At 66.4% G+C, this 7,571-nt stretch carries 8 protein-coding genes and 1 tRNA gene; 7 read left to right on the top strand and 2 right to left on the bottom strand.

Annotation, left to right across the window (positions count from 1 at the left end; genetic code table 11):
• The coding region (locus LQV16_RS22150) for a PspC domain-containing protein (protein ID WP_229996007.1) at positions 1 to 866 on the bottom strand (866 nt) is incomplete at its 3' end.
• 124 nt (positions 867 to 990) lie between these two features.
• Here LQV16_RS22150 and LQV16_RS22145 point away from each other — a divergent pair.
• Together LQV16_RS22145 and LQV16_RS22140 are read left to right on the top strand one after the other, a co-directional pair.
• Positions 991 to 2,370, top strand: a complete 1,380-nt coding sequence (locus tag LQV16_RS22145) for an ATP-binding protein (RefSeq protein WP_229996006.1) — start codon at positions 991 to 993, stop codon at positions 2,368 to 2,370.
• A 65-nt stretch (positions 2,371 to 2,435) separates the two neighbouring features.
• Positions 2,436 to 3,068 carry a response regulator transcription factor gene (locus LQV16_RS22140; RefSeq protein ID WP_229996008.1) on the top strand — a complete coding sequence of 211 codons (633 nt, stop codon included), beginning with the start codon at positions 2,436 to 2,438 and terminating at the stop codon, positions 3,066 to 3,068.
• 80 nt (positions 3,069 to 3,148) lie between these two features.
• On the opposite strand, the gene LQV16_RS22135 is transcribed toward LQV16_RS22140, so the two are convergent.
• Complete coding sequence (locus LQV16_RS22135; protein WP_229996005.1) at positions 3,149 to 4,366, bottom strand: pyridoxal phosphate-dependent aminotransferase; 1,218 nt, start codon at positions 4,364 to 4,366, stop codon at positions 3,149 to 3,151.
• A 276-nt stretch (positions 4,367 to 4,642) separates the two neighbouring features.
• Between LQV16_RS22135 and LQV16_RS22130 the strand changes: the two genes are divergently transcribed.
• The 5 genes from LQV16_RS22130 (at position 4,643) to rplA (ending at position 7,451) form a co-directional block, all read left to right on the top strand.
• Positions 4,643 to 4,715 (top strand) — tRNA-Trp (locus LQV16_RS22130).
• A gap of 79 nt (positions 4,716 to 4,794) precedes the next feature.
• Complete coding sequence (secE, locus tag LQV16_RS22125; protein ID WP_229996004.1) at positions 4,795 to 5,079, top strand: preprotein translocase subunit SecE; 285 nt, start codon at positions 4,795 to 4,797, stop codon at positions 5,077 to 5,079.
• 113 nt (positions 5,080 to 5,192) lie between these two features.
• Entirely contained in the window at positions 5,193 to 6,041 is an 849-nt protein-coding gene (nusG, locus tag LQV16_RS22120; protein ID WP_229996003.1) for a transcription termination/antitermination protein NusG, read from the top strand.
• A 129-nt stretch (positions 6,042 to 6,170) separates the two neighbouring features.
• A complete protein-coding gene (gene rplK / locus LQV16_RS22115) occupies positions 6,171 to 6,602 on the top strand; it encodes a 50S ribosomal protein L11 (protein WP_018773647.1) in 432 nt (143 codons plus the stop codon).
• Between the two features lie 141 nt (positions 6,603 to 6,743).
• Positions 6,744 to 7,451 (top strand): 50S ribosomal protein L1, encoded by a 708-nt coding sequence (gene rplA / locus LQV16_RS22110; RefSeq protein WP_018773648.1) that lies wholly within the window; start codon positions 6,744 to 6,746, stop codon positions 7,449 to 7,451.
• The last annotated feature ends 120 nt before the right edge of the window (positions 7,452 to 7,571 follow it).

Genomic DNA, 7,571 nt, shown 5'->3' with positions numbered 1-7,571 from the left:
TCGTCGGGGTGGCCATAGGCCGGCCCGCCGCTCTGCGGGAAGCTTTCGGTGGACTGCTGCCCGTCACCGGTGCGGGAGCTACCCGCGAATGCCGCGGCGCCGGCCGGGCTGCTGGACTCGTAACGCGGTGGCATGGGAGTGGCTCCGTTCCGGATCTTATTGCGTTGGGTCAGGTAGTAGACGAGGTAGATGGCGCCGCCCACCCAGAAGACGGTCCAGACGAAGGCGCCAAAGCCGAACCGGTCCCAGCCCCAGACACCGTTGCCCAGGCTGGGGAAACCGATAACCGAGGTGATGAGGGCGCCGGTCATGCCGGCCGTCCACCGCCCTGCGGCGGCCTCCTGAACGTGAATGCGGCCGTCAGGCTCGGGCAGCAGTGCCCAGGCCAGGCCATAGGCGAGAACGCCAATTCCGGCGAAAACGGTCAGGACGATCAGGACGCCGCGAATGATCAGGGGGTCGACGCCGAGTCGGTGCGCTATGCCACTGGCCACGCCACCGATCCAGCGGTCGCGTCCGCGGTAGATGCCCTGGCTGCGGATCCAGTCGAAGAAATTTTGCCCCTGTCGGCCGGGCAGCGGTCCATTCGGGTCGCCCGGCGCGTAAAGCGGCGGCGGCTCCGTCGGCAGCGGCTCCGTCGGCGGCGCTCCTGCCGGCCCGGAGCCGGCCGGAGAGGCATCGGACTGGCCTGTGCCTGGAAGTTCTGTGTCCGGAAGCTCGGTGTCAAGTTCTGAGTCCGGAGCTTTTGAGTCCGGAAGTTCAGGGTCTGGACGTTCTGTGTCCGGAAATTCTGCGGAGGGTCGATCCGTGGCCGGCCGGTCTGCGGAGGCCTGGCCTTCATCGGGGTGCGGAGTGTGCGGGTTCATACTTCGATCCTTCCCGTTCCAGGCGCCGGGCTCTACTGGGGAATACCCTGAACGGCCCCTGAGTGGCCCCCGGTTGGGCCCCCAAACGCGTCCGGGGAACCCCGATCCGTGCTTGGATTGATGCATGACAACCGTGCCCGCCCGCCCGCCGCTGGTCCGCAGCAGCGATCGCGTGATTGCCGGCGTTTGCGCGGGCCTCGCCAACCATCTGGGCTGGCCGGTGCGCATGGTCAGGATCGGCATGGTGGTGGCTGCGCTCGCGGGCGGCGCCGGAGTGGCCTTTTACGCCTGGCTCTGGATCATGGTCCCCACGGCGGATGAAAGCGCCCGGCGCAACGCCCGCCGCCCGGCGTCGCCCATCGCTCCGGCAGTCAGCTCCCCGGACATCCTTGGAGTCCCCGGCACCCCGGCAGCCCCCGGCGTTCCGGGAGGCCCCGGAACCCTTGGCGCGTCCGGGACCCCAGCCCCGGGGTCCTGGTGGTCCAAGGTGCCGGGCATGCCCTTCGGCAAGGAGATCCTGCTGGGCGCAGGCCTGTTGCTGGCCGCCGGGATTCTGATCGCCCGGCTTCTCGGCGTCGACGTGCCCCTCGGCACGCTGATCCCGGTTGCGGCGATCCTGGGCGGTGCGGCGATCGCCTGGATGCAACTGGACGAGACCCGCCGGGCGGGGCTGGTGGACAAGACCAAAGCGGACCAGGCCGGCGGCTGGGCGCGCCTCGCAGCCGGGCTCGCCCTCGTCGTGGCCGGCGTCCTGGTCATGGTGTCCGGCTCGGGGTCCTGGGAACAGACCTGGCTGGCCCTCCTGGCCTCGGTGGCCGTGCTCGGCGGCGTGGCCCTGGTGCTGCTGCCTTGGGGGCTGAAGTTCTGGCGCGACCTGGAAACGGAGCGAGCGGGGCGGGTGCGCGCCACCGAGCGTGCCGAGATCGCAGCCCACCTGCATGACTCCGTGCTGCAGACCCTCGCCCTGATCCAGCGCCGCGCCGGCAACGAGCACGACGTCATCCGGCTGGCCCGCGCGCAGGAGCGCGAACTTCGGGGCTGGCTGTACCGGGACGCCGACAAGGAATCCGGGCAGCTGTCCGAAGGCATCACGGCCGCCGCCGCAGAGGTCGAGGACGCACTGGGCCACGCGGTCGAAGTGGTCAGCGTGGGGGACTGCGTCATGACCCAACGCCACGAGGCCCTCGTCCAGGCAGCCCGCGAGGCCATGCTCAACGCCGCCCGGCACGGCGGCGGTGCCGTGTCCGTGTACCTGGAAGTCACGGACGCCGCCGCAGAAGTTTTCGTCAAGGACCGGGGCCCGGGCTTCGATCCGGATTCGGTCCCCCCGGACCGGCTCGGTGTCCGGGAATCGATCATCGGCCGGATGAACCGCCACGGCGGCACCGCCGCCATCATCAGCAGCCCGGACGGCACCGAAGTGCGGCTCCGGCTGCCCGCCGCCGCATCTGCCGGAACTGCGGCGGCTGCCGCCAACCACGCCAACGGAGAGGCCAAGCCGTGACCAGCCCAGCACCAGGAAACCAGTCACCAGGAAGCCACACACCAGGAAACCCTGCCCCGGTTCGGGTGGTGATCGTGGACGACCACGCCATCTTCCGCTCCGGGTTGAAGGCGGACCTGGACGCGGACATCGTCGTCGCGGGGGAGGCCGGAACCGTGGAGGAGGCAATCGCCGTCATCGCGGCCCAGCTGCCTGACGTCGTGCTGCTTGACGTCCACCTCCCAGGCGGCCGGGGAGGTGGCGGACGCGAGGTCCTGGCCGGCTCGGCGCCGCTGCTGGGCACCACACGGTTCCTGGCGCTGAGCGTCTCCGACGCGGCGGAAGATGTCGTGTCCGTGATCCGGGCGGGCGCGCGCGGCTACGTCACGAAGACAATTTCCGGCGCGGAGATCAGCGGTGCCGTCCGCCGCGTGGCCGGCGGCGACGCCGTCTTCTCGCCGCGGCTGGCGGGCTTCGTCCTGGACGCGTTCGGAACGGCCCCCGCGGACATCGCCGACGACGAGCTGGACAAGCTATCGGCGCGGGAGCTCGAAGTGATGCGCCTGATCGCCCGCGGCTACAGCTACAAGGAGGTGGCGAAGGAACTGTTCATCTCGATCAAGACCGTTGAAACCCACGTCTCGGCCGTGCTGCGCAAGCTCCAGCTCTCCAGCCGCCACGAGCTGACCCGCTGGGCCGCCGAACGCCGCCTCCTCTAGCCAAGGATGCGCTATCACTTAGGGTCCTTATCGCACTGGAATAAGGACCCTAAGTGATAGCGCATCGGGGGTTGGGGGTGCTACTTCGCTTTGCCGAGGAAGTCCTGCAGGCGGGCGACGCCCGTGGCCAGGTCGTCGTCGCCCAGCGCATAGGACAGGCGCAGGTAGCCGGACGGGCCGAACGCCTCGCCGGGAACCACAGCGACCTCGACCTCGTCCAGGATCAGCGCCGCGAGTTCGGCAGAGGTGGCCGGCCGCGCCGGACCGTTTGCTGACGGGAACTCCTTGCCCAGCAGCGCGCGGACGTCCGCGTACACGTAGAAGGCGCCCTTCGGCGTCGGGCAGTCAACGCCCTCAATCGCGTTCAGGCCCGCGACGATTGCCTTGCGGCGGCGGTCGAATGCCACCTTCATCTCATCGACGGCGGTCAACGGCCCGGAGACGGCCGCGAGGGCGGCGACCTGGGGGATGTTGGAGACGTTCGACGTCGCGTGGGACTGCAGGTTGGTGGCGGCCTTGATGACGTCCGCCGGCCCGATCATCCAGCCCACGCGCCAGCCGGTCATGGCATAGGTCTTGGCGACGCCGTTGAGGATGACCACCTTGTCGCCCAGCTCGGGAACTGCGGTGGCGATAGAAGTGAACGGCACGCCGTCGTAGGTCAGGTGTTCGTAGATCTCGTCGGTGACAACCCACAGGCCCTTGGACGCTGCCCACTGGCCGATCTCCTTGACCTGCTCGGGCGAGTACACGGCACCGGTGGGGTTCGAGGGGGAGACGAAGAGGAGGATCTTGGTGCGCTCCGTGAGGGCCGCTTCCAACTGGTCCACGGTGACCAGGTAGCCCTGCTCCGGGCCCGCGAAGACCTCCACCGGCACGCCGCCGCCCAGCCGGATGGCCTCGGGGTAGGTGGTCCAGAACGGGGTGGGAACAATGACCTCGTCGCCCGGGTCCAGGAGTGTGGCGAAGGTGTTGTAGACGGCCTGTTTGCCGCCGTTGGTCACCAGCACCTGGGATGCCTCGGCCTTGTAGCCGGAATCCCGGAAGGTCTTGTCCGCGATGGCCTGCTTCAGCTCGGGCAGCCCGCCGGCGGGGGAGTAGCGGTGGTACTTCGGCTGGCTGGCGGCCTCGATGGCGGCCTGCACAATGTAGCCGGGCGTCGGGAAATCGGGTTCCCCGGCACCGAAGCCGATGACCGGGCGGCCGGCTGCCTTCAGCGCCTTCGCCTTGGCATCGACGGCCAGAGTGGCGGATTCGGCTATGGCGGAAATGCGCTGGGAAATGCGGGCGGCAGACATGGGCGGGTCCGTTCTTCGCTGGCAGCTGGAAGGCTGGATGTGGGATTCGACGAAATCTACTCTATGCTGTTCAGCGGATCCCCCGGGGTGCCTGAACGCGAATATGACTGACGGCTGTCAGTTGATTTGCGAAGGCACGCAGGGGTCCGGAAGAGGGCCGGTTCGACGTAGGCGCAGTTGTTGCGTAGACTGGTTCTCCGGTGTTGAAAACACGATGATGGCCTGCGCCTCAGGGAAGCCTGGGGTTGCGTCGGCCGGAGCGGATTTTCTCCCCGAAGGGTAGTGGCGCAATTGGTAGCGCAGCGGTCTCCAAAACCGCAGGTTGCAGGTTCGAGTCCTGTCTGCCCTGCGCATGCTGTTCCGGGTCATCCGGAACAAGCGCAGCAACCATGGTTCAGTTCAGAGCCGGGTATCCGATCATTGCGAGGATGAGTGAGGACCAGGTGACCGAAACAGCTGCCAGCAGCTCCAAAGGCCGCCCCGCCAAGAATGCCGCCAAGCCCGGCTTCTTCGCTCGCATCGCGATCTTCATCCGCCAGGTCATTGGCGAACTGAAGAAGGTCGTCGCACCGACCCGTAAAGAACTGATCAATTACACGCTCGTGGTGCTGGTGTTCGTGTCCATCATGATGGTGATCGTCACCCTGCTGGACTTGGCCTTCGGGACCGCGGTCAGCTGGGTCTTCGGCGGCAGCGGCCCCACGGACAACTAAGGCGACCGGTCCGCAGACTGCGTGGATGCCCCGGGAAACCGGAGATTCCGCGGGGTGTGCGGAATTGAGTCATTTAAATAGGCATGTTAGGCAATGAGGAAGCAGGAGACCAAGTGTCTGAGCAGGAGCTCGAGGTAACTGAGACTGAGCTGGATAAGAGCCAGGGCGCCGCGGTGGAAGCTGCGGAAGAGTCCGAGGCTGTGTCTGCTGCGCCCGAATCCGACGTCACTGACGAGGCCGAAGCCACAGAAGAAGTCGCCTTGGAAGAAGACGCAGAGGCAGCAGTTGCCGAAGCCGTCGACGCCGAAGAATCCGACGCTGAAGACGCCGACGCGCTGGCAGCGGCGGCCGCCAAGGCCGACGTCGACCCCGCCGACGAGTTCAAGGCCAAGCTGCGCCGCCAGGAAGGTGACTGGTACGTCATCCACTCCTACGCAGGCTACGAGAACCGCGTCAAGGCCAACCTTGAGACCCGCATCCAGACCCTGGACATGGAAGATTACATCTTCGAAATCCAGGTTCCGATGGAGGAAGTCGTTGAGATCAAGAACGCTCAGCGCAAGGTCATCAACCGCGTCCGCATCCCCGGTTACGTCCTGGTCCGCATGGACCTGACGGACGCTTCCTGGGGCGCCGTCCGCCACACCCCCGGCGTCACCGGCTTCGTGGGCAATGCCCACAACCCGGTCCCGCTGCGCCTCGATGAGGTCTTCTCCATGCTCGCGCCGGTCTTCGAAGAGGAGCAGGCCGAGAAGGGCAAGCCGGTCAAGCACGCCGCCGCGCAGGTCGACGTCGACTTCGAGGTTGGCGAGTCGGTCATCGTCAAGGAGGGCCCGTTCGAGACCCTCCCCGCCACGATCTCCGAGATCAAGATCGATTCCCAGACCCTCGTGGTGCTGGTGTCCATCTTCGAACGCGAGACTCCGGTCACCCTGGCGTTCAACCAGGTCAGCAAGATCTAGCTTTTCCCTAAGAATTCGCCCCGGGCTGCCCGCTTAGCAGCCACGGAGCGGCAGGCCGCCTTGCCATGGCGGCCACCAACCTGAGGCACGCTCCTGTGCCCCAGGACGTATTTGAGAGAAGGACCTACATTGGCTCCCAAGAAGAAGGTCACCGGCCTCATCAAGCTGCAGATCCAGGCAGGTGCCGCTAACCCGGCCCCGCCGATCGGTCCTGCGCTCGGCCAGCACGGTGTCAACATCATGGAATTCTGCAAGGCGTACAACGCTGCGACGGAAGCCCAGCGCGGCAACGTTATCCCCGTGGAGATCACGGTCTACGAAGACCGTTCCTTCACGTTCATCACCAAGACCCCGCCGGCTGCAGAGCTCATCAAAAAGGCTGCAGGCGTCGCCAAGGGTTCGGCTACCCCGCACACCGTCAAGGTTGCCAAGCTGACCCAGGCCCAGGTCAACGAGATCGCCACCACCAAGATGGAAGACCTCAACGCCACGAGCCTCGAAGGCGCAGCGAAGATCATCGCCGGCACCGCCCGCTCCATGGGTATCACCGTCGAAGGCTAATAGCCTTCCCCGCCGGGCAACCGGCACCACCTAAACATTGAGATGTTGGGAACCCGGCACGGACAAACCGTTCGGAATCCCGACTGTGGCAGGGCCCAGCGCGGTCCGCAGACCACAACTGCACAAGGAGAAATAAGCAGCATGGCAAAGCGCAGCAAAGCATATGAGGCAGCCGCGGCCAAGATCGACGCGGAGAAGTTCTACGCGCCGTTCGAGGCAGTGACGCTCGCCAAGGACACCAACCCGTCCAAGTTCGACGCCACCGTTGAGGTCGCTTTCCGCCTGGGCGTTGACCCTCGCAAGGCTGACCAGATGGTCCGCGGCACCGTCAACCTGCCCCACGGCACCGGTAAGGTCGCCCGCGTCCTCGTCTTCGCAACGGGCGACAAGGCTGAGGCTGCAATCGCAGCCGGCGCCGACTTCGTTGGTTCCGATGACCTGATCGAAAAGATCGCCGGCGGCTGGACCGACTTCGACGCCGCCGTTGCCACCCCTGACCTCATGGGCAAGGTTGGCCGCCTCGGTAAGGTCCTGGGTCCGCGTAACCTGATGCCGAACCCGAAGACCGGCACCGTGACCGCTGACGTCGCGAAGGCTGTCAACGACATCAAGGGCGGCAAGATCGACTTCCGCGTCGACAAGCACTCGAACCTGCACTTCATCATCGGCAAGGTTTCGTTCGACGCCATCAAGCTGGCCGAGAACTACGCGGCAGCACTGGAAGAGGTCCTTCGCCTCAAGCCGTCCGCTTCAAAGGGCCGCTACATCCAGAAGGCCACCGTCGCCACCACGTTTGGCCCGGGCATCTCGGTTGACCCCAACGTCACCAAGGTCCTGACCGAGGTCTAGTCCTCACCGGATCCACGGATCCTCGGAGCTGCCAGCAACACCGGCGTCACCGGTTTCCAGCGAAAGGCCGGCCCGCAACCGCGGGGCGGCCTTTTCGTCGTCTCTGCGCCTGACATTCTT

This window comes from Arthrobacter sp. Bi26 (assembly GCF_918697925.1).
Lineage (GTDB): Bacteria > Actinomycetota > Actinomycetes > Actinomycetales > Micrococcaceae > Arthrobacter.
This window is presented reverse-complemented; position numbering and strand designations above follow the sequence as displayed.